At 73.7% G+C, this 26,018-nt stretch carries 18 protein-coding genes; 13 read left to right on the forward strand and 5 right to left on the reverse strand.

Annotation, left to right across the window (positions count from 1 at the left end):
• The first annotated feature begins 48 nt into the window (after nt 1–48).
• The 3 genes from EES43_RS20020 (at nt 49) to moeZ (ending at nt 3,090) form a co-directional block, all read left to right on the forward strand.
• On the forward strand, nt 49–1,014 hold the full coding sequence (locus EES43_RS20020; RefSeq protein ID WP_124269977.1) for an NAD-dependent epimerase/dehydratase family protein: 966 nt from the start codon (nt 49–51) through the stop codon (nt 1,012–1,014).
• Complete coding sequence (locus EES43_RS20025; protein ID WP_124269978.1) at nt 1,002–1,826, forward strand: spherulation-specific family 4 protein; 825 nt, start codon at nt 1,002–1,004, stop codon at nt 1,824–1,826. The genes EES43_RS20020 and EES43_RS20025 overlap by 13 nt, the downstream gene beginning before the upstream one ends.
• A gap of 85 nt (nt 1,827–1,911) precedes the next feature.
• Entirely contained in the window at nt 1,912–3,090 is a 1,179-nt protein-coding gene (moeZ, locus tag EES43_RS20030) for an adenylyltransferase/sulfurtransferase MoeZ (protein WP_124269979.1), read from the forward strand.
• 105 nt (nt 3,091–3,195) lie between these two features.
• Here moeZ and EES43_RS20035 read toward each other — a convergent pair whose 3' ends face one another.
• Nucleotides 3,196–4,791, reverse strand: coding sequence for an alpha/beta hydrolase (locus EES43_RS20035; RefSeq protein ID WP_124269980.1), 1,596 nt, complete (start codon nt 4,789–4,791; stop codon nt 3,196–3,198).
• A gap of 208 nt (nt 4,792–4,999) precedes the next feature.
• On the reverse strand, nt 5,000–7,792 hold the full coding sequence (locus tag EES43_RS20040) for a lysylphosphatidylglycerol synthase domain-containing protein (RefSeq protein ID WP_124269981.1): 2,793 nt from the start codon (nt 7,790–7,792) through the stop codon (nt 5,000–5,002).
• Between the two features lie 221 nt (nt 7,793–8,013).
• Between EES43_RS20040 and EES43_RS20045 the strand changes: the two genes are divergently transcribed.
• The 5 genes from EES43_RS20045 to nudC all read left to right on the forward strand — a co-directional run bounded on the left by EES43_RS20045 (nt 8,014) and on the right by nudC (nt 18,401).
• Entirely contained in the window at nt 8,014–8,478 is a 465-nt protein-coding gene (locus tag EES43_RS20045) for an MGMT family protein (protein ID WP_124269982.1), read from the forward strand.
• A 212-nt stretch (nt 8,479–8,690) separates the two neighbouring features.
• Nucleotides 8,691–12,098 carry an ATP-dependent helicase gene (locus EES43_RS20050; protein WP_124269983.1) on the forward strand — a complete coding sequence of 1,136 codons (3,408 nt, stop codon included), beginning with the start codon at nt 8,691–8,693 and terminating at the stop codon, nt 12,096–12,098.
• Nucleotides 12,099–12,311: 213 nt separating this feature from the next.
• On the forward strand, nt 12,312–15,995 hold the full coding sequence (locus EES43_RS20055) for an ATP-dependent DNA helicase (RefSeq protein WP_124269984.1): 3,684 nt from the start codon (nt 12,312–12,314) through the stop codon (nt 15,993–15,995).
• A gap of 10 nt (nt 15,996–16,005) precedes the next feature.
• A complete protein-coding gene (locus EES43_RS20060; RefSeq protein WP_124269985.1) occupies nt 16,006–17,400 on the forward strand; it encodes a dipeptidase in 1,395 nt (464 codons plus the stop codon).
• 44 nt (nt 17,401–17,444) lie between these two features.
• Nucleotides 17,445–18,401 (forward strand): NAD(+) diphosphatase, encoded by a 957-nt coding sequence (gene nudC / locus EES43_RS20065; RefSeq protein WP_124269986.1) that lies wholly within the window; start codon nt 17,445–17,447, stop codon nt 18,399–18,401.
• 146 nt (nt 18,402–18,547) lie between these two features.
• Here nudC and EES43_RS20070 read toward each other — a convergent pair whose 3' ends face one another.
• The gene (locus tag EES43_RS20070; protein ID WP_030113660.1) at nt 18,548–18,802 is read right to left on the reverse strand and encodes a glutaredoxin domain-containing protein; all 255 of its coding nucleotides are present in this window, start codon (nt 18,800–18,802) and stop codon (nt 18,548–18,550) included.
• A gap of 279 nt (nt 18,803–19,081) precedes the next feature.
• Here EES43_RS20070 and EES43_RS20080 point away from each other — a divergent pair, with 279 nt between their 5' ends.
• The 5 genes from EES43_RS20080 to EES43_RS20100 all read left to right on the forward strand — a co-directional run bounded on the left by EES43_RS20080 (nt 19,082) and on the right by EES43_RS20100 (nt 23,051).
• Nucleotides 19,082–21,301: an ATP-dependent DNA helicase UvrD2 gene (locus EES43_RS20080; RefSeq protein WP_124269988.1), complete on the forward strand. Its 2,220-nt coding sequence runs from the start codon at nt 19,082–19,084 to the stop codon at nt 21,299–21,301.
• A gap of 166 nt (nt 21,302–21,467) precedes the next feature.
• Nucleotides 21,468–21,797 carry a hypothetical protein gene (locus EES43_RS20085; protein WP_124269989.1) on the forward strand — a complete coding sequence of 110 codons (330 nt, stop codon included), beginning with the start codon at nt 21,468–21,470 and terminating at the stop codon, nt 21,795–21,797.
• A 166-nt stretch (nt 21,798–21,963) separates the two neighbouring features.
• A complete protein-coding gene (locus tag EES43_RS20090; RefSeq protein ID WP_124269990.1) occupies nt 21,964–22,332 on the forward strand; it encodes a WhiB family transcriptional regulator in 369 nt (122 codons plus the stop codon).
• Nucleotides 22,329–22,688: a hypothetical protein gene (locus EES43_RS20095; RefSeq protein WP_241192481.1), complete on the forward strand. Its 360-nt coding sequence runs from the start codon at nt 22,329–22,331 to the stop codon at nt 22,686–22,688. The genes EES43_RS20090 and EES43_RS20095 overlap by 4 nt, the downstream gene beginning before the upstream one ends.
• Before the next feature lie 159 nt (nt 22,689–22,847).
• On the forward strand, nt 22,848–23,051 hold the full coding sequence (locus tag EES43_RS20100) for a hypothetical protein (RefSeq protein ID WP_124269991.1): 204 nt from the start codon (nt 22,848–22,850) through the stop codon (nt 23,049–23,051).
• Nucleotides 23,052–23,130: 79 nt separating this feature from the next.
• On the opposite strand, the gene EES43_RS20105 is transcribed toward EES43_RS20100, so the two are convergent.
• Nucleotides 23,131–24,636 carry an ABC1 kinase family protein gene (locus EES43_RS20105; RefSeq protein WP_124269992.1) on the reverse strand — a complete coding sequence of 502 codons (1,506 nt, stop codon included), beginning with the start codon at nt 24,634–24,636 and terminating at the stop codon, nt 23,131–23,133.
• Between the two features lie 64 nt (nt 24,637–24,700).
• A complete protein-coding gene (locus EES43_RS20110; RefSeq protein WP_124269993.1) occupies nt 24,701–25,855 on the reverse strand; it encodes a TOMM precursor leader peptide-binding protein in 1,155 nt (384 codons plus the stop codon).
• Nucleotides 25,856–26,018: the final 163 nt, after the last annotated feature.

Here is a 26,018-nt window from a genome sequence, read left to right on the forward strand (position 1 = left end):
CCAATCCCCCGCACCGGCAGCCCGCCGTCGGCACCGAGGCGGTGCGCGATGAGGGTGCTGCTGCTCGGAGCCAACGGATTCCTCGGCCGCTTCGTCGCCGACCGCCTGCTCGCCGACCCCGCCGTCCACCTCACGGCCCTGGGCCGCGGCGACGACGCCGACGTACGGTTCGACCTCGCGGGCGGCAGCCCCGGAGCGCTCACCCGCTTCCTGGACGCCGTCCACCCCGGAGTCGTCGTCAACTGCGCGGGCGCGACCCGCGGCGGCGCGCGCGAGCTGACCCGCCACAACACCGTCGCCGTCGCCACCGTCTGCGAGGCCCTGCGCCGCAGCGGCTGCGGCGCCCGGCTGGTCCAGGTCGGCTGCGCCTCCGAATACGGGCCCTCGCAGCCCGGCTCCTCCACGGCCGAGGACGCCGTCCCCCGCCCCGGCGGCCCGTACGGCGTCAGCAAGCTCGCCGCCACCGAGCTGGTCCTCGGCTCCGGCCTGGACGCCGTCGTGCTCCGGGTCTTCTCACCCGTCGGCCCCGGCACCCCGGCCGGATCCCCGCTCGGCCGGCTCGCCGAGGCGATGCGCCGCGCGATGCAGTCCGGCGACGGCGAGCTGAAGCTCAGCGGCCTGGGCGTGCAGCGGGACTTCGTCGACGTGCGCGACGTCGCGCGCGCCGTGCACGCCGCCTCGCTCTCTGCGGCCCAGGGCGTCGTCAACATCGGCACCGGGCGCGCGGTCCGGCTGCGCGACACCGCCGCCGTACTGGCCCGGGTCGCCGGATACGCGGGCGCGCTCCACGAGTTGGACTCACCGCCTCCGCGGCTCCCGATCGGGGCCCCGCGCACCTCCGCCGAATCCGTCATGGAACACCTCTCGGCGACCCCGTCCCCGTACCCGGACGGCTGCGGCGCCTGGCAGCAGGCCGACGTCCGCACCGCGCGCGACCGGCTCGGCTGGCGGCCCCGGATCAATCTGGAGGAGTCCCTGGCGGACATCTGGATGGAGGCGGCGTGCCGCATCTGACCGTCCCGGACGCCGCCCGCCGGACCGCGGGCGGCGAGCGGCTGGGCTTCGGCGTCCCCGGATACGCCCACCCGCTGCTGGCCCCCGCCGAATGGGCCGAGCTGGTCCGGCCGGGCACCCCGCTGCACTGGGCGGTGCTCAACATCGCCGACGGTCCGGGCACCCGGCCCGACCCGCACTGCCTGGAGGCCGCGGGCCGGCTCCGCAACGCCCGCGAACGCGCGCTGCACGGCGAGACCCCGGACGACTCCGTGCGGGCCTGCGGCGGCCGGCTCCTCGGCCACCTCGACCTGGCCTTCGGCGCGCGGCCGTTCGACGAGCTGATCACCGACGCACGGGCGTTCGCCGACTGGTACCGGGTCGGCGGCTTCTACCTCGCGCGCTGTCCCGCCGAACGGGCCGGCCTCGCCGCCGTACGCCGTCTCACCAGCACGCTGTACGCGCTGCTGGAGGAGCGCGGCAGCGCCGGCGAGGGCGGCCGGATCGTCCTGGGCCACGGAGTCCAGCCGTATCCGGGCTACGCCGAGGCCGCCGACCAGCTGGTCACCTTCCAGGGCCCGTGGGCCGACTACCGCTGGTCGCAGGTGGCGCAGTGGACGGCCGACTACCCGCCGGGACGGTTCGCCCACTTCGTCCACGGCGTCCCGCGCACCCACCTCGACGAGGCGATGCGCATCGCCCGCTGGCAGGGGGCCGGGACGATCTTCTTCACCGACCGGGACGACCGAAGCGGACAAACCGATCCATACGCGGCGCTGCCCAGGTACTGGGACGAAATCGTCTCGCGGATCGGACCCGGTATCTCGGAATGAGAGGGGGCGTGGCAGTGTTACGGCAAGAACAACCGTACGTAGTCGAAGTACGTAGAATCCGACCACCTGCATTGTTGAGGTTCCTGTGTCGCTGCCACCCCTGGTCGAGCCGGCCGCCGAGCTCACCGTCGACGAGGTCCGCAGGTACTCCCGTCACCTGATCATCCCCGATGTCGGGATGGACGGGCAGAAGCGCCTGAAGAACGCCAAGGTGCTCTGTGTGGGCGCGGGCGGTCTCGGTTCGCCGGCCCTGATGTACCTGGCCGCGGCCGGAGTCGGCACGTTGGGCATCGTGGAGTTCGACGAGGTCGACGAGTCGAACCTGCAGCGCCAGATCATCCACAGCCAGGCCGACATCGGCCGGTCCAAGGCGGAGTCCGCCAAGGACTCGGTGCTCGGCATCAACCCGTACGTCAACGTGGTCCTTCACGAAGAGCGGCTCGAAGCCGAGAACGTGATGGAGATCTTCGCGCAGTACGACCTGATCGTGGACGGCACGGACAACTTCGCCACCCGCTATCTCGTCAACGACGCCGCGGTGCTGCTGAACAAGCCGTACGTGTGGGGCTCGATCTACCGCTTCGACGGCCAGGCGTCCGTGTTCTGGTCCGAGCACGGCCCCTGCTACCGCTGCCTCTACCCGGAGCCCCCGCCGCCGGGCATGGTCCCCTCCTGCGCCGAGGGCGGCGTGCTGGGCGTGCTCTGCGCGTCCATCGGCTCGATCCAGGTCACCGAGGCCATCAAGCTCCTCGCCGGCGTCGGCGACCCGCTGGTCGGCCGCCTGATGATCTACGACGCGCTGGAGATGCAGTACCGCCAGGTCAAGATCCGCAAGGACCCCGACTGCGCGGTCTGCGGCGAGAACCCGACCGTCACCGAACTCATCGACTACGAGGCGTTCTGCGGCGTCGTGTCCGAGGAGGCCCAGGAGGCGGCGCTCGGCTCCACGATCACTCCCCGGCAGCTCAAGGAGTGGATCGACGGGGACGAGAAGATCGAGATCATCGACGTCCGCGAGCCGAACGAGTACGAGATCGTCTCGATCCCCGGCGCCCGGCTGATCCCGAAGAACGAGTTCCTCATGGGCAACGCCCTCCAGGACCTCCCGCAGGACAGGCGCATCGTCCTGCACTGCAAGACCGGCGTCCGCAGCGCCGAGGTCCTCGCGGTCCTCAAGTCGGCCGGATTCGCCGACGCGGTGCACGTCGGCGGAGGCGTGATCGGCTGGGTCAACCAGATCGAGCCCGAGAAGCCCGTCTACTGAACCGAGAAGCCCGTCTACTGAGACGAACGGGACACCTCCCTACGCTGACGGGGCCGGACCGCGCCGCGCGGACCGGCCCCTTCCGCGCGTCGCCTGGCCGGCCGGTCAGGAGCAGGTCGTGCCGGACTTCGGCACCGCGCCGTCCAACAGGTAGCCGTCGACCGCCCGCTGCACGCACCTGTTCTCGCTGTTGTACGCCCCGTGGCCCTCGCCCCGGTACGTCAGCTCGACGCCGACGCCCGCGCCCAGTTCGCGCACCATGGCCCGCGCGCCCTCGTACGGCGTCGCCGGGTCCCCGGTGTTGCCGACGACCAGGATCGGGGCCGCGCCCTTCGCACTGACGTCCGGTGTCTCCCAGGCGCCGGCGACCGGCCAGCCGGTGCAGCTCATCAGGCCCCAGCCGAGGTAGTCGCCGAACAGCGGGGACGCCTTGCGGAACGCGGGCAGCGCCGCCTTCGTCTGCTCCAGCGTGAAACGCTGCTTGCCGTCGGCGCAGTTGATGGCGATGTTGGCGGCGTTCGAGTTGTCGTACCGCCCGTCCTCGGAACGGCCGTTGAGCGAGTCGGCCAGCGCCAGCAGCAGCCCGCCGTCGCCGCCGTCCGCCTCGTCCAGTCCCTGTTCCAGCAGCGGCCAGGTCTCCTTGGAGTAGAGGGCGGAGGCGACGCCGGTCGTGGCCAGGGTCTGCGTCAGCGCCCGGTCGCCCAGGCCGTCGATGGGCTCCTCCTCCAACTGGCTCAGCAGGTCGGCGACGCCCTGTTCGACCTCCTTGCCGGTCGCTCCGGGCAGGGCGCAGTCGTCGCGCTCCGCGCAGTCCTTCGCGAAGTTGTCGAAGGCCAGCTGGAACCCCTCGGCCTGGCCGAGCGAGGACTGCTCGGCGTCCTCGGTGGGGTCGACCACCGCGTCGAAGACCGCCCGGCCGACCTTGTCCGGGAACAGGTGGGCGTAGACCCCGCCCAGCTCGGTGCCGTACGAGATGCCGAAGTAGTGCAGCCGGTCGTCGCCGAGGACCGTGCGCATCAGGTCCATGTCGCGTGCCGCGTTCGTCGTGCCCACGAAGGGGAGTTCGGGGCCGGAGTTCTTCTCGCAGTCCGCGATGAAGTCCCGCTGGCCGTCGGTGAACTCCTTCTCCTCCTTCGCGTCGTCCGGCGTGGAGTCCTCCTGGTAGAAGGCGTCCAGCTGGGCGTCGTCCGCGCACTCCACGCCCTCGCTGCGGCCGACCCCGCGCGGATCGAAGCTCACCAGGTCGTACCGGGTGCGGAGCGAGTCGTACTCGGTGCCGAAGGCGGGCAGAGTCGCCACCCCGGAGGCGCCGGGGCCGCCGAAGTTGAACACCAGCGAACCGATCCGCCGCCTCTGGTCCCGGGCCTTGCCGCGGACCAGGGCCAGCTCGATCGTCCGCCCGTCCGGCTCCGCGTAGTCGAGCGGCACGTCCATGAAGGAGCACTCCCAGACGCTGCCGCCGGGCAGCGGGGACGGCGACTCCCCGCCGCCCTGCGCCGTGCTCGGCGGCGGACAGGGCGACCAGTCGAGCTTCTGCGAGGCCAGTTCCCGCGCCGTCGAGGACGGAGCGGCGGTCGACGCGCCGGTGGGCGTCGACCGGCCCTCCGCGCCGTCGTCGCCGTCCGAACACGCGGCCAGCGGCAGCAGTACGGCGGCGGTGGCGGCGAGGGCGGCGGCGCGCAGGGCGGGGGAGGACCTCATGACCTCATCGTGCGTCGGCGCACCGGTGAGCGCGCGGGGCGCGGTCCATGCGGGTGGTGCGCTCCGGACGCCGGGAGCGCGCGCCGCGCGGGACGGTACGCGCGTCTCACGCCGGACGGGTACGCGCGTCCGACGCCGCACGCGCCCGACGGTACGCGCGTCTCAGCCCCGCGCGCCGACCGGTGGCCGGGGACGGCGGAAACAGCTCTCAGAGCTCGCCCTTGCGGGTCAGCTGGCTGAAGCAGATCCAGCCCGGCAGCACCGGCAGCCACAGCGTCATCACGCGGAACAGCAGCACCGCCGGGGCCGCGACCTCCTTCGGCAGGCCGACCGCGATCAGCCCCAGCGTCAGGGCCCCCTCGACCGCGCCCATCCCGCCCGGCGTGGGAGCCGCCGAGCCGATCGCGTTGCCGGCGAGGAAGACCACCGCGATGCTCGCGTAGCTCAGCTGCGGGACGTCCGGGCCGCTGAACGCCCGGATCGAGGCGTCCAGGCAGAGCACGAACAGGCCGGTCAGCAGCAGCATCCCGCCGATGCCGGTCATCAGCTTCTGCGGTCGCTGCACCACGTCCAGCATGCGCGGCACGACACCGGCGAACAGCGAACGCACCCGCGTCACCACGAACTTGCGCAGGAACGGGATCGCCGTCACCACCAGCACCAGCACCGCGACCGTCAGCAGACCGGCGATCACCGTACGGGACGGCGTGAGCGAGTCCGGGGTCTTCTCCGTACCGGTGAGGTAGCCGAACAGGGCCAGCAGCAGGATGTGGCAGCCCAGTCCGAACAACTGCGAGGCTCCGACGCTCGCGACGGCGAGCCCGGGGCGCACTCCGGCGCGCTGGAGGAAGCGCGTGTTCAGCGCCACGCCTCCGACGGCCGCCGGGGCGACGATCTTCACGAAGGAGCCCGCCACCTGCGCCAGCACCGTCCGGCGGAACGGCACCCGCTCCGGCACGAAGCCCAGCAGGCTCATCGCCGCCGCCACGTAGCTGAGCGCCGAGAAGCCGAGGGCTGCCGCCACCCAGCCCCACTCCGCCTGCTCCACGACCGTCCCGAAGTCGGCCTGGGTGACCTGGGAGATCAGGAAGTACGCGGCGATGGAGCCCGCGATGAAGCTGAACAGGGTGCGCGGCTTGATGCGTTCCAGGCGGACCGGTTCGACCGGCGCCAGCGGGCGGATCAGCAGGACCTCGCGGCGGATCTGCGCGAGCAGGTCCTCCTCGCGCGCCTCGTCCATCGCGTCGTCGATGGCGCGCTTCTCGGCCTGCTTCTCGGTCCGCTGCGACTTGCGTTCGGCCTTCTGCTCCGCCCGGCGCTCCGCCTTCGGCTCCGCGCCGCGCGGCTCCGGGCTCCGCTCGGCGGCGGCCCGTGCGGCCTCCTCGGCCTTCACCTGCTTGGCCGCGTGCGACGCCTCCATGACCGCCTCGCGCTCACGCTGCGCGCGCTCGCGCGCGATCCGGCGCAGAGCCGCCCGGGTGGACCGGCTCAGCGCGATCGGCTGGAGCAGCGGCAGGCAGTCCGCGACGGCGTCCGGCCCCAGTACGGCCAGCGCCCCGGCCACCGACCGCTCGGCGCCGACCCGCAGCCCCAGCGTGGTCAGCAACTGGGCCACGTCCATCCGCAGCACCAGGTCCCCGGCCGCGATCTCGCCGCCGCGCAGATCCGTCACGAACGCCTTGCCGGAACGATCCACCAGGATGGCGTCCCCGGTCAGCCTGCGGTGGGCGATGCGCCGCGACTGGAGGGCCTTCACCTGCCGCCAGGCGCTGCGCACCAGATCGTCGGTGATCTCCTCGTCCTCCATCGCGTCCAGCGACCGCCCGCCGATGTGCTCGTAGACGAGCATCACCGCGTCGGGGCCCAGCTCCGAGGTGGCGATCAGCTTGGGCGCGTTCGCCCCGGCGGCGATCGCCGCGTACGCCAGCAGCGCCTCCTGCTCCAGCGCCTGGCGCAACGACTGGATCGAGCGGCGCTGGGTGAGGGTGCGCAGCGTCAGCCGGCGCCAGGCCCGGTAGAAGAACCCCTGGGCCTGCTGCTCCCGGTCGACGACCGTCACATCGAGCGGAGCGCCCTCCTCCAGGGTGACCAGGTACCGCCGGCCCCGGTCGCTCTGGTCCGCGTTCTCCAGCGCGTCGTCGGCGCGCATCGCGGCGACCGGGCGGAAACCCACGTGCCGCAGACCCGCCATCAGATGCTGCCCGGTGGGACGCACGTTGGGGGAGCCGACGGCGTACAGCGTGCCGTACGCCACCGTCCAGCCGATCAGCACGGTCAGGACGATCGAGAACGGGGTGGTGTAGCCGCCGACGAGCATCGCGAACGCGTCCAGCAGCAGCACCGCCCACAGCACGACCCGCCAGCGCGGCCGTCTCGACATCCCGACCGCCGTCATGTACGCGATCACGGGCGCCAGATAGCCGTGGACCGGGTCGGTCAGCCCCGCGCCGGGCTGCGGCTGGGTCAGCGCCTCCTGGATCGTGCCGGGCGCGGACCGCGAGACCCAGAGATCGGTGGCGAGGGTCACTCCGTGGGCGAGCACGGCGGCGAGCACGCCGTCCGCGATGCGCAGCCCGTCCCGTTTGATCAGCCGCTCGATGGCGAAGGCGACCGGCACGAGCAGCACGGCGATGCTGGAGACCAGACCGGCGATCTTGATCAGCAGGTCGGGCGCCTGCTCGGTGCCCTTGGAGATGTCGTCCTCAAGGCCCGTCGTGGTGCCCTGGGCGAACGCCGCGATCGTGAACAGCAGGACGATCGCGGCGATCCCGATGAGCAGCCGCAGCAGGTCCGAGGGGCGGTGCACCCGGGCGGGGAGCAGCGGCTCGTCGCCGGAGACCCGGTCGGAGAGGGCGGCCTTCGCGGAAGCCAGGGTCGAGCCGGCGAGCCGGCCGCCCGTGGCCTCGGCGGGGCCTTCGGCACGGGGCGCGTCCGACGGCTCCGGCGCGTCCTCGGGGCGCTCCCCGGCATCGGAGGCGTCCGCCGCCTTCGGTGGCTGCACGCCCTGCTCCTTCGTCGCCTCTGGTTCGTCTTCGTTTTCTCGTATCACCGGTCACCGCCCGCATGATGGTGGCACGGCCCGTAGACGGAGCAGGGCATCAGGGTGCGTCGCACGGGCGCGGGATGCGCAACATACGCTGCTTTGCCCGCGCGCGCACGCTCCGTACCGGGGCGGACACGGATTCGAGCGCGGTGTCGGTGGCGTACGGCAGGATGGAGCGGATGAGCCAGGACCAGACGGACGGGAGCGGGGCCTCCGCCGCCCCGACCGGCGAGCTGCCGGAGTACGCGGAGCGAGTGCTCGACGTCGCCGACCTGATCCCGCCGGGCCGGGTCATGACGTACGGCGACGTCGCGGAGTGGCTGGGCGACGGCGGGCCGCGCCAGGTCGGCCGGGCCATGGCGCTGTACGGCTCCGCCGTGCCGTGGTGGCGCGTCGTGCGGGCGGACGGGGCGCTGCTCCCCGGCCACGAGCTGCGCGCGCTCGACCACTACCGCGTGGAGGGCACCCCGCTGAAGGAGGCGTCCAGCCGGGCGGACGGGCACCTGCCGCGGCTCGACATGCGCCGCGCGCGCTGGGACGGCACCGGCGGCCAGGACCTGGACGGGGGCGGAGGCGGCGGAGGCGGCGGCGACGGTCCGCGGGGCGGCGGATCCGGCGGTTCGGGCGTGAAGGCTCACACCTGACAGCTTCCGCCATCCGCCCCGCCGCACACCGGCGCCCGGCCCGTACGGCGCTCGCGTCACGGCAGGCGTCACGGCTGGTGCGGGGGAGCGGCCACGTGACGAAGGACGCGCCGCACCCGCCGCCCGCCGCGTCACCGCGGGAGTAGCGTCGTCACCGCGCGGCGCGCTCCGCTCCCCCATCACCCGCACTTCCACCAGAACCGGCGATCCACGTGAGTTCCTCCTCCACCACCCGGCACAGTCCGCACCGCGCGACGCGGCGGCGGACCACGGGCGCGTACCGCCTGGTGCGCACCCCGCCGGGCTCCGTGGACCCTCCTCTCCTGGACGCGGACCAGCGCGCCGTGGTTGAGCACCGCGAAGGACCGCTGCTGGTCCTGGCCGGTCCCGGCACCGGCAAGACCACCACCCTCGTCGAGTCCGTCGCGGCCCGCGTGGACCGGGGGGCCGATCCCGCCCGCGTCCTCGTCCTCACCTTCAGCCGCAAGGCCGCCGCCGCGCTGCGCGACCGGATGGCCGACCGGCTCGGGGCCGCCCGCGCCCCCCAGGCCACCACCTTCCACGCGTACTGCTACGCCCTGGTCCGGGCCCACCAGGACGCCGACCTGTTCGCCGATCCGCTGCGCCTGCTGTCGGGGCCCGAGCAGGACGTCACCGTGCGCGAACTCCTGGCGGGCGAGGTCGAGCTGGAGAAGGAGGGCCTGGCCCACGTCCGCTGGCCGGACGAGCTGCGCGCCTGCCTGACCACGCGCGGCTTCGCCGACGAGGTGCGCGCGGTGCTGGCGCGCAGCCGTGAACTGGGCCTCGGCCCCGACGCGCTGGCCGCCTTCGCCCGGCGCACCGGCCGCCCGGACTGGACGGCGGCGGCCCAGTTCCTCGCCGAGTACCTGGACGTGCTCGACGCCCAGGGCGTGCTGGACTACGCCGAGCTGGTCCACCGGGCCGTCCTGCTCGCCGAGCGGCCCGACGTGTCCGCGCTCCTGGCCCGGAGCTACGACGCGGTGTACGTCGACGAGTACCAGGACACCGACCCGGCACAGGTACGGCTGCTGCACGCGCTGGCCGGCAACCGGGGGCACGGGGCCGGAGCGAACCGGGGGCGCGGGTCCGCAGCGAGGCAGGGGCGCGGGACGGGAGCGAACCAGGGGCGCGGGGCCGGGGCGGGCGGCGGCCGGACGCTGATCGCCTTCGGCGACCCCGACCAGTCCATCTACACGTTCCGGGGGGCCGACGTGAACGGCATCCTCGACTTCCCGGACGCCTTCCGGCGCGCGGACGGTACGCCCGCGCCCGTGGGCGTGCTGACCACCTCGCGACGCTCGGGGGCCGAACTGCTCGCCGCGACCCGGCTGCTCACCCGCCGCATGCCGCTGACCCGGCTGCCCGCCGACACCGTCCGGGCCCACCGCGAACCGCAGGCCGTCCGCGAGGGCGGCCGGGTCGAGGCGTACACGTACCCGACCGCCTCCACCGAACTGGACAACATCGCGGACCTGCTGCGCCGCGCCCATCTGGAGGACGGGGTGCCGTGGCAGGAGATGGCCGTACTGGTACGGGCCGGGGGCCGCTCGCTGCCCGCCGTCCGCCGCGCCCTCACCTCGGCGGGCGTTCCGCTGGAGGTCGACGGCGACGACCTCGCGCTGCGCCACGAACCGGCCGTGGCCCCGCTGCTGACCGCCCTGCGGACGGTCGCCACGGCGGCCCTGCGCCACGACGTCCGGACCACCGGAGACGACCCCGAGGCGGTCCGGCTCGACACCGAGACGGCCCTCACGCTCCTGGCCTCGCCTCTCGGCTCCATGGACGCCGCCGACCTGCGCCGCCTCGGCCGGGCCCTGCGCGACGAGGAACGGGCCGCCGGAGTCCGGGTGCCCGCGCCGTCCGGCGATCTGCTGGCCCGCGCGCTGGCCGAACCCGAACGGCTGGTCACCCACGATCCGGCGTACGCCCAGGGAGCCCAGCGCCTCGGCGCGCTCCTGCGCAAGGCCCGCGAACTCCTCGAAGGCGGCGGCACCGCCGAGGAGGCCCTGTGGACCCTGTGGAACGGCACCCCGTGGCCCGGCCGGCTGGAGCGGGCCGCGCTGCGCGGCGGCGCGGGCGGACGCAACGCCGACCGCGACCTCGACGCCGTCTGCGCCCTCTTCGACGCGGCGGCCCGCGCCGAGGAGCGCACCGGCGGACGCGGAGCGCTCAACTTCCTGGAGGAGGTCGACGCCCAGGACATCGCGGCCGACACCCTCTCCCGCCGTACCGCGCGCCCCGACGCCGTACGCCTGATGACCGCCCACCGGTCCAAGGGCCTGGAATGGCGGCTGGTGGTGGTCGCCGGGGTGCAGGAAGGGCTCTGGCCCGACCTGCGCCGCCGGGGCTCGCTGCTGGAAGCCGACCGGATCGGCCGCGACGGCCTCGCCGAACCCCTCACGCCCGGGGCCCTGCTCGCCGAGGAACGACGCCTCTTCTACGTGGCCGCCACCCGCGCCCGCGAGCGCCTGATCGTCACCGCCGTCAAGGCCCCCGCCGACGACGGCGACCAGCCCTCCCGCTTCCTCACCGAGCTGGGCGTCGAGCCGCGCGACGTCACGGGCCGCCCGCGCCGGCCGCTCGCCGTCGCCGCGCTCGTCGCCGAACTGCGCGCCACGACCGTCGACCCGGCCGCCTCCGACGCCCTGCGCGACGCCGCCGCCCAGCGGCTCGCCCGCCTCGCCGCGCTCACCGACGACGAGGGCCAGGCCCTGGTGCCCGCCGCCCACCCGTCCCGCTGGTGGGGCCTGGACGAACCGACCCGGTCGGCCGTCCCGCTGCGCGACCGCGACCGGCCCGTCACCCTCTCCGGCAGCGCCCTCGACCAGCTCGCCAACACCTGCGCCCTCCAGTGGTTCCTGGGGCGCGAGGTGAAGGCCGACGTCCCGGCGACCGCCGCCCAGGGGTTCGGCAACGTCATCCACGTGCTCGCCGACGAGGTCGCCTCCAGCAGGACGCCCGCCGACCTCGACGTCCTCATGGAACGCCTGGACTCCGTGTGGAACGGCCTCGCCTTCGACGCCCCCTGGAAGTCCGAGCAGGAGAAGGGCCAGGCCCGGGCCGCCCTCGAACGCTTCCTGCGCTGGCACGTCCTGGACCGCGCGGGCCGCACGCCGACCGCGAGCGAGCACGACTTCGACGTGACGCTGGAGGCGGGCGAGTACGCCGTCCGCATCCGGGGCTCCATGGACCGGGTCGAACAGGACGCGGAGGGACGGGCGTACGTCGTCGACTTCAAGACGGGCAAGGGCGCGCCGACCAAGGACGAAGTGGCCTCGCACCCGCAGCTCGCGGTGTACCAGCTCGCCGTCCGGGAAGGCGCGGTCGACGACGTCTTCGGCGGCCGCCGCCCGGAGTCCGGCGGCGCCGAACTCGTCCAGCTCCGCCAACCCGCCCCCAAGAAGGAGGGCGGCGACGCCTTCCCCAAGGTCCAGGCCCAGGAACCGCCGGCGGGCCAGTGGGTCTCCGACCTGCTCGCCACCGCCGCCGGCAAGGTCCTGGACGAACGCTTCACCCCCACGACCGGCCAGCACTGCGCCCACTGCACCTTCCGCGCCTCGTGCAGCGCGCAGCCGGAGGGCCGCCAGATCGTGGAGTGAGGGGCCCGCCTGCTGACGGCGGGGCCGGGGCCGGGGCCCACCGGTAAATCGAGGGATCGGGGGATCGGGCCCACCTGCGGGTCGCGGGGCCCCGGCGGATCGCGGGGCCACGGCGGGTCGCGGGGCCACGTCGGGGCCGGGCCCGCCGCCCGCGCCCGGCTGCCGTACCGGCTGCCGGAACGGGTTGTCGGCGTGGCCGGTTACCGTTCTGGGGTGTCCCCACGCCTCACCGACCCCGAGCAGCTCAAGCAGCTCCTCGGCATCCCCTTCACCCCGGAGCAGACGGCCTGCATCACCGCGCCGCCCGCCCCGCAGGTGATCGTGGCCGGAGCCGGTTCGGGCAAGACGACGGTGATGGCCGCCCGGGTGGTCTGGCTGGTCGGCACCGGACAGGTCGCACCGGAGCAGGTGCTCGGCCTCACGTTCACCAACAAGGCGGCGGGCGAGCTGGCCGAGCGCGTCCGCAAGGCGCTCGTCGCCGCCGGCGTGACCGATCCCGACGCCATCGACCCGGACGACCCGCCGGGCGAGCCCACCATCTCCACGTACCACGCCTTCGCCGGCCGCCTCCTCACCGACCACGGCCTGCGCATCGGCCTGGAACCCACCACCCGCCTCCTCGCCGACGCCACCCGCTACCAGCTCGCCGCCAAGGTGCTGCGCGAGGCCCCCGGCCCCTACCCGGCGCTCACCCGCTCCTTCCCGACCCTGGTCAGCGACCTCCTGGCGCTCGACGGGGAGCTGGCCGAACACCTCGTACCCCCCGCCGAGCTCGCCCGGTACGACACCGAGCTGCTCCGCACCCTGGAGACGGCCCGGCTCAGCAACGCCGACCTGCGCGGAATCCCCGAGGCGGCCGAGGCCCGCCGCTCGCTCCTCGGCCTCACCGAGCGCTACCGCACCGCCAAACGCGGCCGGGACGTCCTCGACTTCGGCGACCAGATCGCCCTCTCCGCCGAGCTGGCCCTGACCCGGCCCGAGGTCGGGACCATCCTCCGCGAGGAGTTCCGGGTGGTCCTCCTCGACGAGTACCAGGACACCTCCGTCGCCCAGCGCCTGCTGCTCTCGGCGCTCTTCGGCAGCGGAACGGAGTCCGCCGGGGCGACCGGCCACGCGGTCACCGCCGTAGGGGACCCCTGCCAGGCGATCTACGGCTGGCGCGGAGCCTCCGTCGCCAACCTCGACGACTTCCCCGAGCACTTCCCGCACGCCGACGGCACCCCCGCCACCCGCTACAGCCTCAGCGAGAACCGGCGCAGTGGCGGCCGGCTGCTCCAGCTCGCCAACGGCCTCGCCGAACCCCTGCGGGCGATGCACGAGGGCGTCGAGGCGCTGCGCCCCGCGCCGGGGGCCGAACGCGACGGACTGGTCCGCTGCGCCCTGCTGGACACGCACAGCGAGGAGATCGACTGGATCGCCGACGCGCTCGCCCATCTCGTGCGCACCGGCACCCCGCCCGGCGAGATCGCCGTCCTGTGCCGCACCGCCGGGGACTTCCCGCAGATCCAGGCCGCCCTCGTCGCGCGGGACGTCCCCGTCGAGGTCGTCGGCCTCGCCGGACTGCTCCACCTGCCCGAGGTCGCCGACCTGGTCGCCGTCTGCGAAGTCCTCCAGGACCCGGGGGCCAACGCCTCGCTGGTCCGGCTGCTCACCGGCCCGCGCTGGCGCATCGGCCCCCGGGACCTCGCCCTCCTCGGCCGCCGCGCCCGCCTCCTGGTGCACCGCTCCGGCGGGGCGGACGACGGAGCCGACCCGGACCTGCGGCTCGCGGAGGCCGTCGAGGGCACCGACCCGGCCGAGGTGATATCGCTCGCCGACGCCCTCGACACCTTCCTGATCGCGGGCGACGGCCGGGACGACGGGCTGCCGTTCTCGGCGGCGGCCCGGGTGCGCTTCTCCCGTCTCGCCCGGGAGCTGCGCGATCTGCGACGGTCGCTCGCCGACCCGCTGATGGACGTGCTGCACCGGGTGCTGGCCACCACCGGCCTCGATGTCGAGCTGTCCGCCTCCCCGCGGGCCCTGGCCGCCCGACGCCGCGAGACCCTGGCCAACTTCCTGGACACGGCGGCCGGTTTCGCCTCCCTGGACGGCGAGGCCACGCTCCTCGCCTTCCTCGCCTTCCTGCGCACCGCCGCCCAGTACGAGAAGGGCCTGGACAACGCCCTGCCCGGCGGCGAGAACACGGTGAAGGTCCTCACCGCCCACAAGTCCAAGGGCCTGGAGTGGGACGTCGTCGCCGTGCCGGGACTCGTCACGGGGCAGTTCCCGAGCGGCCGGTCGCGGGACGCCTGGACCGCCCAGGCCAAGGTGCTGCCGCACGCCCTGCGCGGCGACGCGGCGACGCTTCCGCGCCTGGAGGGCTTCGACGCCGGGGCGATGAAGGAGTTCAAGGCCCGGATGAAGGAGCACCAGCACACCGAGGAACTGCGCCTGGGCTACGTCACCTTCACCCGCCCGCGCAGCCTGCTGCTCGGCTCCGGCCACTGGTGGGGCCCCTCCCAGAAGCGGACGCGCGGCCCCTCGGCGTTCCTGGAGGCGCTGTACGAGCACTGCGCCGCGGGCCACGGCGAGATCGAGGTCTGGGCGGAGGAGCCGGCCGAGGACGCGGAGAACCCGGCCCTCGCCGAGCGGGACGCCGACCTGGCCTGGCCGCTGCCGCTCGACGCCGACGCCCTGGCCCGCCGCCGCGCCGCCCGGGACACGGTGCTGGCGCACCTGGAGAGCCTGGCCGCGTCGGACCACCGGGATGCGGGCGCACCCGTCGGCTTCCCGGAGGACGTACCTCCGGAGGACGGCCTTCCGGGGGATGAGGAGGAGCCCGGGTTCGGGGGCGAGCCCGGGTACGGGGACGGGCCCGGGTACGGGGACGAGCCCGACGCGCCGCCGATCGACTGGGACGACCTCCCCACCGAGCGCCCCCGGGGCGACACCCCGGCCACCGCTCCGGATCAGCGCCCGGTCGATCAGCGTCCGGTCGATCAGGGCCCGATGGATCAGGGCCGGACGGATCAGGGCCCGATGGGGCAGGGCCAGGGCGAGCAGGGCCCGGCTCCGGACTCCGGCGCGCACCCGCACCCGCTCTCTCACCCGCACCCGCTCTCTCACCCGCACCCGCTCTCTCACCTGAACCCGCACATCCCGGCCGCCCGTCACCCCGCGCCACCGGATGCCGCCCCCGCCCGTACCGGGGGCGCGCTCACGCCCGAGGAGGCCCGTGCCCTCGCCTCCTGGGACCGGGACCTGGAGTCCCTGGCCGGAGAGCTCCGGCGATCCCGCGCCACCGTGCACGACGTCCTCATCCCCTCCTCGCTCTCCGCCACCCAGCTGTTGCGCCTGGCCGAGGACCCCGACGCGTTCGCCCGGGAGCTGGCCCGGCCCATGCCCCGTCCGCCGCAGCCCGCGGCCCGCCGGGGCACCCGGTTCCACGCCTGGGTGGAGTCGCGCTACGAGGAGCTGCCGCTGCCCCTGCTCGGCCCCGACGAGCTGCCCGGGGGCGACGGGAGCGACGCGGAGATCGCCGACGAGCGCGACCTGGCCGAACTGAAGGAGGCGTTCGAGCGCACCCCGTACGCCCGGCGCACCCCGTACCGGGTGGAGGCCCCGTTCCAGATCACCCTGGCCGGCCGGGTCGTCCGGGGCCGGATCGACGCCGTCTACCGCACCGGCGAGGAGTACGAGATCGTCGACTGGAAGACCAGCCGCCACCGCACCGCCGACCCCCTCCAGCTCGCCGTCTACCGGCTGGCCTGGGCCGAACTGCACGGCCTGCCGCTCGACGCGGTCACCGCCACGTTCCTCTACGTACGCAGCGGCGAGACCGTGCGTCCGCAGGGGCTGCCGGGCCGGGCCGGGCTGGAGCGGATCCTGCTGGACGAACCGGACCCGCGGGACGGATAGGCTCAAGACCATGAGCGAGACCCCGGACAGCGCCGTCCGTACGTACACCGAGCAGCACCGCGCAGCCTTCCTCGACGACCTCGCGGAGTGGCTGCGCATCCCGTCCGTATCCGCGCAGCCGGAGCACGACGGGGACGTACGGCGCAGTGCCGAGTGGCTGAGCGCCAAGCTCAAGGAGACCGGCTTCCCGGTCGCCGAGGTCTGGGAGACCCTGGGCGCCCCGGCGGTCTTCGCCCAGTGGCCCAGCGACGACCCGGACGCGCCGACCGTCCTGGTCTACGGCCACCACGACGTGCAGCCCGCCGCCCGCGAGGACGGCTGGGACACCGACCCGTTCGAACCGGTGGTCCGGGACGGCCGGATGTACGGGCGCGGGGCGGCCGACGACAAGGGCCAGGTGTTCTTCCACACCCTCGGCGTCCGCGCGCACCTGGCCGCCACCGGCCGCACCGCTCCCGCCGTCCACCTCAAGCTGCTGATCGAGGGCGAGGAGGAGTTTGGTTCGCCGCACTTCCGCGCCCTCGTCGAGCAGCGCGCGGCCCGCCTGGCCGCCGACGCCGTGATCGTCTCGGACACCGGCATGTGGGACGAGGACACCCCGACCGTCTGCACCGGCATGCGCGGCCTCGCCGAATGCGAGATCGAGCTGTACGGCCCCGAGCAGGACATTCACTCCGGATCGTTCGGCGGGGCCGTCCCCAACCCGGCCACCGAGATCGCCCGCCTGGTCGCCGCCCTCCACGACGAGGACGGCCGGGTCGCGATCCCCGGTTTCCACGACGGGATCACCGACCTCACCGACGCCGAACGGGCCCTGTTCGCGGAGCTGCCCTTCGACGAGGAGACCTGGCTGCGCACCGCCAAGTCGCGGGCCGCCTCCGGCGAGGCCGGGTACTCCACGCTGGAGCGCGTCTGGGCCCGGCCCACGGCCGAGGTCAACGGCATCGGCGGCGGCTACCAGGGCTCCGGCAGCAAGACGGTCATCCCCGCGTCCGCCCTGGTCAAGATCAGCTTCCGGCTGGTCGACGGCCAGGACCCCGACCGGGTGCAGCGGGCCGTCCGCGCCTGGGCCGAGGCCCGCATCCCGACGGGCGTACGCCACCGGATCGCCTTCCAGCCCGCCACCCGCCCCTGCCTGACCCCGCTGGACCACCCCGCGCTCCAGGCCGTGGCCCGCGCGATGGGCCGCGCCTTCGGCACGAAGGTCCGCTTCACCCGCGAGGGAGGCTCGGGCCCCGCCGCCGACCTCAGGGACGTGCTCGGCGCCCCGGTCCTCTTCCTCGGGATCTCCGTACCCTCCGACGGCTGGCACGCCCCGAACGAGAAGGTCGAGCTCGACCTGCTGCTCAAGGGCGTGGAGACGACCGCCCACCTGTGGAGCGAACTGGCCTCGGCACTTCGCTGAATCCTCTGAACACCCGATCCATCCCGGGGGAGTAGGAAGCACCTGTGAGCACCTTCGACAACGCCACCGCAGACCGCCCGATCGGTCTCACCGCGCCGAGCGGCATCGACCGCGCCGCGCACCACCGCCTCGACGAGGCGTGGCTGGCCGTGGCGTGGAGCCACCCCACGACCCGTGTCTTCGTCGTCTCGGGCGGGCAGGTGCTGATCGACGACACCCCTGAGGGCGGTACGTCGATCGTCATGACGGCGGCCTTCGAGGCCCCGGTCACCGAGACCCACCGCTACTTCCTGGGCACCGACGAGGACGGCGTGAGCTACTTCGCGCTCCAGAAGGACTCGCTGCCCGGCCGCATGGACCAGTCGGCCCGCCCGGCCGGACTGCGCGAGGCCGGTCTGCTGCTCGGCCCGCGCGACGCCGGCCTCATGGTGCACGCCGTCGCCCTGGAGAACTGGCAGCGCCTGCACCGCTTCTGCTCCCGCTGCGGAGAGCGCACGGTCATCGCGGCGGCCGGGCACATCCGCCGCTGCCAGGCGTGCGGGGCCGAGCACTACCCGCGCACCGACCCGGCCGTCATCATGCTGATCACCGACGACCAGGACCGGGCCCTGCTCGGCCGCCAGGTGCACTGGCCGGAGGGCCGCTTCTCCACGCTGGCCGGATTCGTCGAGCCGGGGGAGTCCATCGAGCAGTCGGTGGCCCGCGAGGTGTACGAGGAGGCCGGGATCACGGTCGGCGAGGTCGAGTACATCGCGAGCCAGCCCTGGCCCTTCCCCTCCAGCCTGATGCTCGGCTTCATGGCGAGGGCCACCACGTTCGAGATCACCGTCGACGGTGAGGAGATCGAGGAGGCGCGCTGGTTCTCCCGCGAGGACCTGACCGCCGCCTTCGCGTCCGGCGAGGTCATGCCGCCGTTCGGGATCTCGATCGCGTCCCGCCTGATCGAGCTCTGGTACGGCAAGCCGCTGCCCCGTCCGGGCAGCCTGCACCGCCCGAACTGAACCGACCGCCCGAACCGACCGACCGGACGACCTACCGCCCGGACGACCGACCGACCGGACGTGCCGGGCCCCGGCCGCAGACGGCGGCCGGGGACCGGAGGCATCGTGAACCAGGCCCGCCCTCAGGCGGCGAACCAGGTCCGGCCTCAGGCGGCGAGCGCCTGCTTCACCTGGGCCAGCGACGGGTTCGTCATGACCGACTCGGTGCCGGAGGGCGACACGATCAGAAGCGTGGGAACGGTCTGGTTTCCGCCGTTCGCCTTCTCGACGAAGGCCGCCGACTCCGGGTCGTGCTCGATGTTGACCTCGTTGTACGCGATGCCCTCGCGGTCCATCTGGCTCTTCAGCCGACGGCAGTAGCCGCACCAGGTGGTGCTGTACATCGTCACAGTGCCCGCCATGTCGCTGGCGCTCCTTCGTCTCGTCCGTCCCGCTGCGCGGCCGGCAGCGTCACCTGCGGTCCCGCCGCCGCGTCACGGCCCGCGGTCCCGCACGGGATGGAACGTACGGGACGCGGCCACCATTCCCCGGCCGCACGGGCGTCGGGCCTCAGCCGTCTTCCCCCGGTACGCCCGGTGCGCCCGGTGCGCCCGGTGCGCCCGGTGCGCCCGGTGCGATGAAATGTCCGCCCCTGTGGACAACGGCCGCACCGGTCCCACACGACCTGGCAGCATGGCGGGGTGACAGCAGCAACGCATTCCACCCTCTTCCCGCAGGTTCCCGAGACCCCGGACGCCGTGCTCGACGGGCTGGACCCCGAGCAGCGCGAGGTGGCCCTGGCGCTGCACGGGCCCGTGTGCGTGCTGGCCGGCGCGGGCACGGGCAAGACGCGCGCGATCACCCATCGCATCGCGTACGGGGTGCGGGCGGGGATCCTCCAGCCGGCGACGGTGCTCGCCGTCACCTTCACCAACCGGGCCGCGGGCGAGATGCGCGGACGGCTCCGGCAGCTGGGGGCCTCCGGGGTGCAGGCGCGGACCTTCCACTCCGCGGCGCTCCGCCAGCTCCAGTACTTCTGGCCCAAGGCCGTCGGCGGCGAGCTGCCCCGGCTGCTGGAACGCAAGGTGCAGCTGGTCGCCGAGGCCGCGGCCCGCTGCGAGATCCGGCTCGACCGCAACGAGCTGCGCGACGTCACCAGCGAGATCGAGTGGGCCAAGGTCACCCAGACCGTCCCCGCCGACTATCCGGCTGCGGTGGCCAAGATCCAGCGCGACGTGCCCCGCGACCCGGCCGTGCTCTCCCAGATCTACGCGATGTACGAACAGCTCAAGCGCGACCGCTCGGTGATCGACTTCGAGGACGTGCTGCTGCTGACGGTCGGCATCCTCCAGGACCGGCACGACATCGCCGATCACGTACGCGGCCAGTACCAGCACTTCGTGGTCGACGAGTACCAGGACGTCAGCCCGCTCCAGCAGCGGCTGCTCGACCTGTGGGTGGGCGACCGGGACAACCTCTGCGTCGTCGGCGACGCCAGCCAGACGATCTACTCCTTCACCGGGGCCACCCCGGACCACCTGCTGAACTTCCGCACCCGCCACCCCGGTGCGACGGTGGTCAAGCTGGTGAGGGACTACCGCTCCACCCCGCAGGTCGTCCACCTCGCCAACGGCCTGCTGAGCCAGGCCCGCGGCAGGGCCGCCGACCACCGGCTCGAACTGGTCTCGCAGCGCGACAGGGGCCCCGAGCCGGTCTACGCGGAGTATGCCGACGAGCCCACCGAGGCCGAGGGCACCGCCCGGCGTGTCCGGGATCTGATCGCGGCGGGTGTCCCGGCCGGTGAGATCGCCGTGCTCTACCGGGTCAACTCCCAGTCCGAGGTCTACGAACAGGCTCTCGCCGACGCCTCCGTCCCCTACCAGCTGCGCGGCGCCGAGCGCTTCTTCGAACGGGCGGAGGTGCGCGAGGCGGGCACCGCCCTGCGGGGCGCCGCCCGTGCGGGGGGCAACGACTCCCTGCTCGACGGAGCGGAGGGCCTGCCCTCGCAGGTGCGGGCGGTTCTCTCCACCAAGGGCTGGACCGGCCGCCCGCCCGCCGGGTCCGGCGCGGTGCGGGACCGCTGGGAGTCGCTGGCCGCCCTGGTGCGGCTCGCGGAGGACTTCGAGGCGGCCAGGCCGGGGGTGACCCTCTCCGACCTCGTCCGCGAGCTGGACGAACGGGCCGCGGCGCAGCACGCCCCGACGGTCCAGGGCGTCACCCTGGCCTCCCTCCACTCCGCCAAGGGCCTGGAGTGGGACGCGGTGTTCCTGGTCGGTCTCACCGAGGGCATGATGCCGATCGCCTACGCCAAGACCGACGAGCAGGTCGAGGAGGAGCGCCGCCTGCTGTACGTCGGCGTCACCCGCGCCCGCCTCCACCTCTCGCTCTCCTGGGCCCTGGCCCGTTCGCCGGGCGGTCGCGCCGGGCGCAGGCCGACGCGCTTCCTGAACGGGCTCCGGCCGGGTTCGGCCCCGCTCGGCGCTCGCGGCGGGGCGGGCGGCGGCGGAGGCATCGACCGCGGCTCCGGCACGACGGCGGGCGCGGGCCGGGCTCCGGCCGTCGAGCGCAAGCACCGCGGGCCGGTGCGGTGCCGGGTCTGCGGTCGCTCGCTCACCGACGCGGGCGAGGTGAAGCTGATGCGCTGCGAGGAGTGCCCGTCCGACATGGACGAGGCACTGTACGGGCGGCTGCTCGACTGGCGCGCGGACCGGGCGGCCGGGCTGAGTCAGCCGGACTACTGCGTGTTCACCGAGAAGACGCTCATGGCGATCGCGGAGGCGGCCCCGTCCACCGAGGGCGAGCTGGTCGTCATCCCCGGGGTCGGCAACCGGAAGTTGATCCGCTTCGGCACCGAGGTCCTGGCCATCTGCGCAGGTGAGACGGTTGCCGAGGAGCCCCGGGAGGGTATCGCCGACACCTGAGGGAAACTCGTCCAGAAAATGGTTTGCGCCCGCACCAGTCGTCACCATAGGTTCTTAACCACGGGAACAGCGACTTCTCTGAAGCCCTGAATCCGTGCTGTACTTATCCGAATACGCAGGACCGGCCCCGGCCGGTCCCCCGAGACGCCGAGAGGAGGCGATTGAAGTGATCAGCATCATCGAGACCAACAAACTGACCGATCTTTCGGTCGTCTCCGCACGCTCACTCGGCCTCGCCTGCTCCCCGGAGTCTTCGCTTCGTGGCACCGGTCTGTCCGGCACTCCTGCCGTCAGCCCGCTGTCCTCGGCGAACCTCCCTGTGGTGCGGGAGCGCGTTGAGCGACCGATCGAGGCACCGGTGGCAGCAGGAGTGAAGGCAGCGCAGGCCCTGGCCTATGCCTTTGCGGCAGCCGGTGCCGGAGCCGAGAAGAAGACGCAGCAGCACCACATGATGTGGGCCTTCCGTGGGCCTGAACCCTGGAGCGATCCAGCCTGATCCAGCATCAGGCCGGCGCCTTCAGGGCCGCGGAACCCCACTCGGGATCCGCGGCCCTTTTGTTTTGTCCGAACGGACGAGACGGAACGAAGGAGCCTCGGGACCAGCAGTACCAGCCGCCAACCGGCCCACAGGCCGGCACGACCAGACGAGGACATCACCCGCCGTGCAACTCGAAGCGCACGCCCCGTCAGTACCGCCTTCCGACCCGATCGCCCCGCCTGGCTCCACGGAGGACTCCGCCTTGCTCCCGCTCACCACGCTCACCGCGCTCGACGACGCCATCGAGAACCTCGGTGTGGCCGTCCCCTGCCGTACTTATGACCCCGAGGTCTTCTTCGCCGAGTCGCCGGCCGACGTCGAGTACGCCAAGTCCCTCTGCCGGGCCTGCCCGCTCGTCGAGGCGTGCCTCGCCGGAGCCAAGGAGCGGCGCGAGCCGTGGGGCGTCTGGGGCGGCGAGCTCTTCGTCCAGGGTGTCGTCGTGGCCCGCAAGCGGCCCCGCGGCCGTCCGCGCAAGAACCCGGTCGCAGCGTGATCACCGACTTCGGGGTCCCCACCCCCACCCGCGTGAAGCGCCTCGGAACCATCGACCGTCCCCAGACCCATGACCCCCGGAATCAGGCACCGATGATCACCCCCACGAAGGAGCCCGTCGGCTCCGCCACCCCCGACGTCACCATCAGCGGCGCGAACGACTCGCGTCAGAACAGGACCCGCGAAATGCAACTCATCCCAGAAGCCCTGGCGCGTGCTCATATGCACGACCGCCTGCGGGAGGCTCAGGCGGACCGCCCTGCGGTGCGCCTGATCGCCGCCCGCCGGATGCAGCGCAGAGCGGAGCGCGCCTCGCTGCGCGCCCGCCGCGCGCTGGCCATGGCGGTCATGCACTGAGAGGTTCCCCTCTCCGCGTCACACCGGTTCGACTCACCGGGGCACCGCTCGACCCGATGAGCAGCGCAGCCACCACCCTCACCGCGGGGCCGTTCCGACCGGACGGCCCCGCGGTGCGTTGTGCTGCCGTGCCGTCCGCGGCGGGGATATCGTCGTGAGGTGGACGAGGAGACGCATCCCCCCGAACAGGCACCCCCTTCACACGTGGTGTGCGCCCGCTGCGGCACCGCCACCGAAGGCGACCCTCCACCGGCGACCTGGCTCTGTTCCGTCGAGGACGGCCGGCGCCTCCACTTCTGCGAGGACTGCGCCCGCCTCCACATCAGAGCGGTGGAGAGCAGGCTCGACTCGCTCTGGTGGTGACCGCCGCCCCCTGCGACGCGGGACGGACGGGGGCCGAGGGCCACACGAACCACCGCTGCGCCGCGGCCTCCCCGCCGCCTCAGACGCCGTCCCTGCCGGAGACGGACTCCACCGCACCGCCGGACTCCACGACATCACCGGACCCCGCCAGACTCTCCTCGTCCCGCTCCGCCTCCTGCTCCGCCTCCTGCTCCGCCTCTGGGTCCGCTTCCGTGACGAATCCCGGAAGCCAGGAGGCCAGCTCGTCCCGAAGCCGGACGGCCGCGCCCAGTTGGCACAGCACCCCGATCGTGCTCAGGGTCACCCGGTGGATCAGCAGGTAGGAAGGCGGGAGGTTCAACTGCCGGCCGAGCTGATGGGCCGGGGAGCGTGGATCCGCTATGCGGGCCGCCTGGTCACGCAGCCACCCCCGGCTGAAGGTGAACTCCTCCACCTGCGCGGGTTCGATGATCGGCAGCAGGTAGTCGAGGACCGCGTCCGGGTCGAGGTCGATCGACTCCTTCACGAAGCCCTCCTCGCGCAGCAGCGCGTACACCGCCCCGGCATCCCCCTCCAGCGTCATCCGCAGCGAGGTCCCGATGGTCCGCGGCAGCCCGCCCGGAAGCCGGTCGACCGTGCCGAAGTCCAGCACCCCCAGCCGCCAGGCCCCCGCCTCCCCGCCCTCCGAACCCGCCCCGTCTTCGCCCGCCCCGCTCTCGGCGGCCGGGTCGGCGGGCAGCAGCCGGAAGTTCCCCGGATGGGGATCGGCGTGCAGCAGCCCGGTGCGCGCCGGGCCGGAGAAGAGGAAGCGCGCCAGCAACTGCCCGGCACGGTCCCGCTGCTCCTCCGTGCCGTCGGCGATGATCCGGGCCAGCGGAATCCCGCCGATCCACTCCGTCACCAGCACCTGGTCCGACTGGTGGACCACGCCGGGGATCACCACGTCGGGATCGTCCGCGAACTCCTGCGCGTGCGCCCGCTGGGCCTCGGCCTCCAACTCGTAGTCCAGCTCCTCCGCGACCCGCTCGCGGAGCTCCTTGATGAGCGGCTTGACGTCCATCCCCGGGATCAGCGGGCCCAGCAGCCGGGCGAAGCGGCTGAGCTGCGCGAGGTCGGAGAGCAACGCCTCGCCCGCGCCCGGGTACTGCACCTTCACGGCGACCTCGCGGCCGTCGTGCCAGACCGCCCGGTGCACCTGCCCGATCGAGGCCGCGGCCGACGGCTGGTCCTCGAAGTCGAGGAACAGCTCCCGCCACTCGTCGCCGAGCCGCTCGGCGAGCACGCCGTGCACCGTCCGGGACGGCATCGGCGGCGCCGCTTCCTGGAGCTTGGTGAGGGCGGCCCGGTAGGGACCGGCGATCTCCTCGGGAAGAGCCGATTCGAAGACGGACAGGGCCTGACCGAACTTCATGGCCCCGCCCTTCAGCTCGCCCAGCGTCTTGAAGAGCTGGTCCGCCGTGCGCTGCTGCACTTCGCGGGCCACCAGCTCGGCGGACTTCCCGCCGATCCGCTTGCCCAGGCCCCACGTGGCACGGCCGGCGAAGCCGAGTGGGAGCGCGGCCAGTTTGGCGGTGCGAGTAACCGCCTTCCGGGGAAGATCAGACATGTGCCCCTCCTGTTCCCAGACTGCCGTGCCGCTTGAACCTCGGGTGTCTCTCCGTCGGCGGCGGTCACCCGGCCATTGTGTCCTGCGCCGTACCGCTGTCGAAGGCCCGTTCCCCCTCTGTCCGCTCGGCCGCGCCGCAGGAGCAGTCGGCATGGGGGCCGACGCGTTCGGAACGCCAGTCCAGCACGGGCAGCGCCGCCTCCCAACGCGCCCCCGCGCTGGCGGGCAGTTCGCCGTCCAGGAAGGACAGGGCGTGCGCCGCCGCCATACCGGCCACCGTCGTGGCCAGCCCCAGATCGCAGGCGGCGACCGCTCCCCGCCGCCCGGACCGCCACTGGGCCAGCATGCGCGGCCACTGCGGGTCCGCGTCGGCGCGACGCAACTCCAGGCAGCCCGCACAGCCCGTGCCTCCCGGCAGCACGAGCGGACCGACCACACCCGTGGCCTCGATCACCCCCGCGTAGAGATGCGGAGTGCCCGACGCGATCCACGGGGCGGCGGTGTCCGCCGCCGGTGCGTACACCGCGAGGCCGTCCCGGGGCGCGACGACGATCAGGGAGAGGCCCGGCTGTCCACAGGCCGCCGCCTGCTCCGCCTCCGCCGACCGGGCGGACCGGGGAGCCGGCCCGGCAGCCGACCGGCGCACCAGTCTCCTGGCCGCCGTGTCGCGCCGCTCGCCCACCGACGCGGCCGGCAGCCCCGCGGGCGACACGTCCCACGGCTCGGCCCGCCCGCCGTCCAGCACCTCGACCTGCCCCACCCCCGAGCCCGACAGCACCGCGGCGATCGCAGCCCCGACCCGCCCGGCGCCCCGCACCTGGACGCGCATCGCCCGCCGGGCGACCATCCGGCGCAGGGCGCTGCCCGGCTCGTGGTGGACGACGGAGAGCGAGGCCACATCAGGGCGTTGACGATCCATCACCTCGGCCCGGCGGCGCAGGGATTCCGCCTCCGGCCCGCCCGCCCGCGGGTCGTCGAGCAGCCCCGCCGAGGCCAACCGGCCGATGAGGAGGTCCACATGGCGGTCCGAAAGATCCAGGGCACGGGCCTCCTCGCGCAGCAGGGGCAGGCCGCGTGTGCCGTCGAGCAGCTCCAGAAAGCTCCCCGTCGCGATGTCCATCGGACCGAGCGAGACCGCGTGCGCGGGCGTCACGCCGAACTGCACCGTGTTCCGTCCGCGCCATGCCCGGCGGAGCGCGGGCTTCAACATCGGATACATGACTTCTCCCTCCGATCGGTGTCGCGACCACGTGCGCGGGACGATTCCCGGCCGCCTCGCACGATCCGCGGGACGCACTCCGCGAACCGAGGATCCGCGAAGCCGTTCCGCGGACGCATGGCCAGAATGCGGGCCCGCGGAGAAATGTGCGCCGAGTTGTCCA

This window comes from Streptomyces sp. ADI96-02 (assembly GCF_003846185.1).
GTDB lineage: Bacteria > Actinomycetota > Actinomycetes > Streptomycetales > Streptomycetaceae > Streptomyces.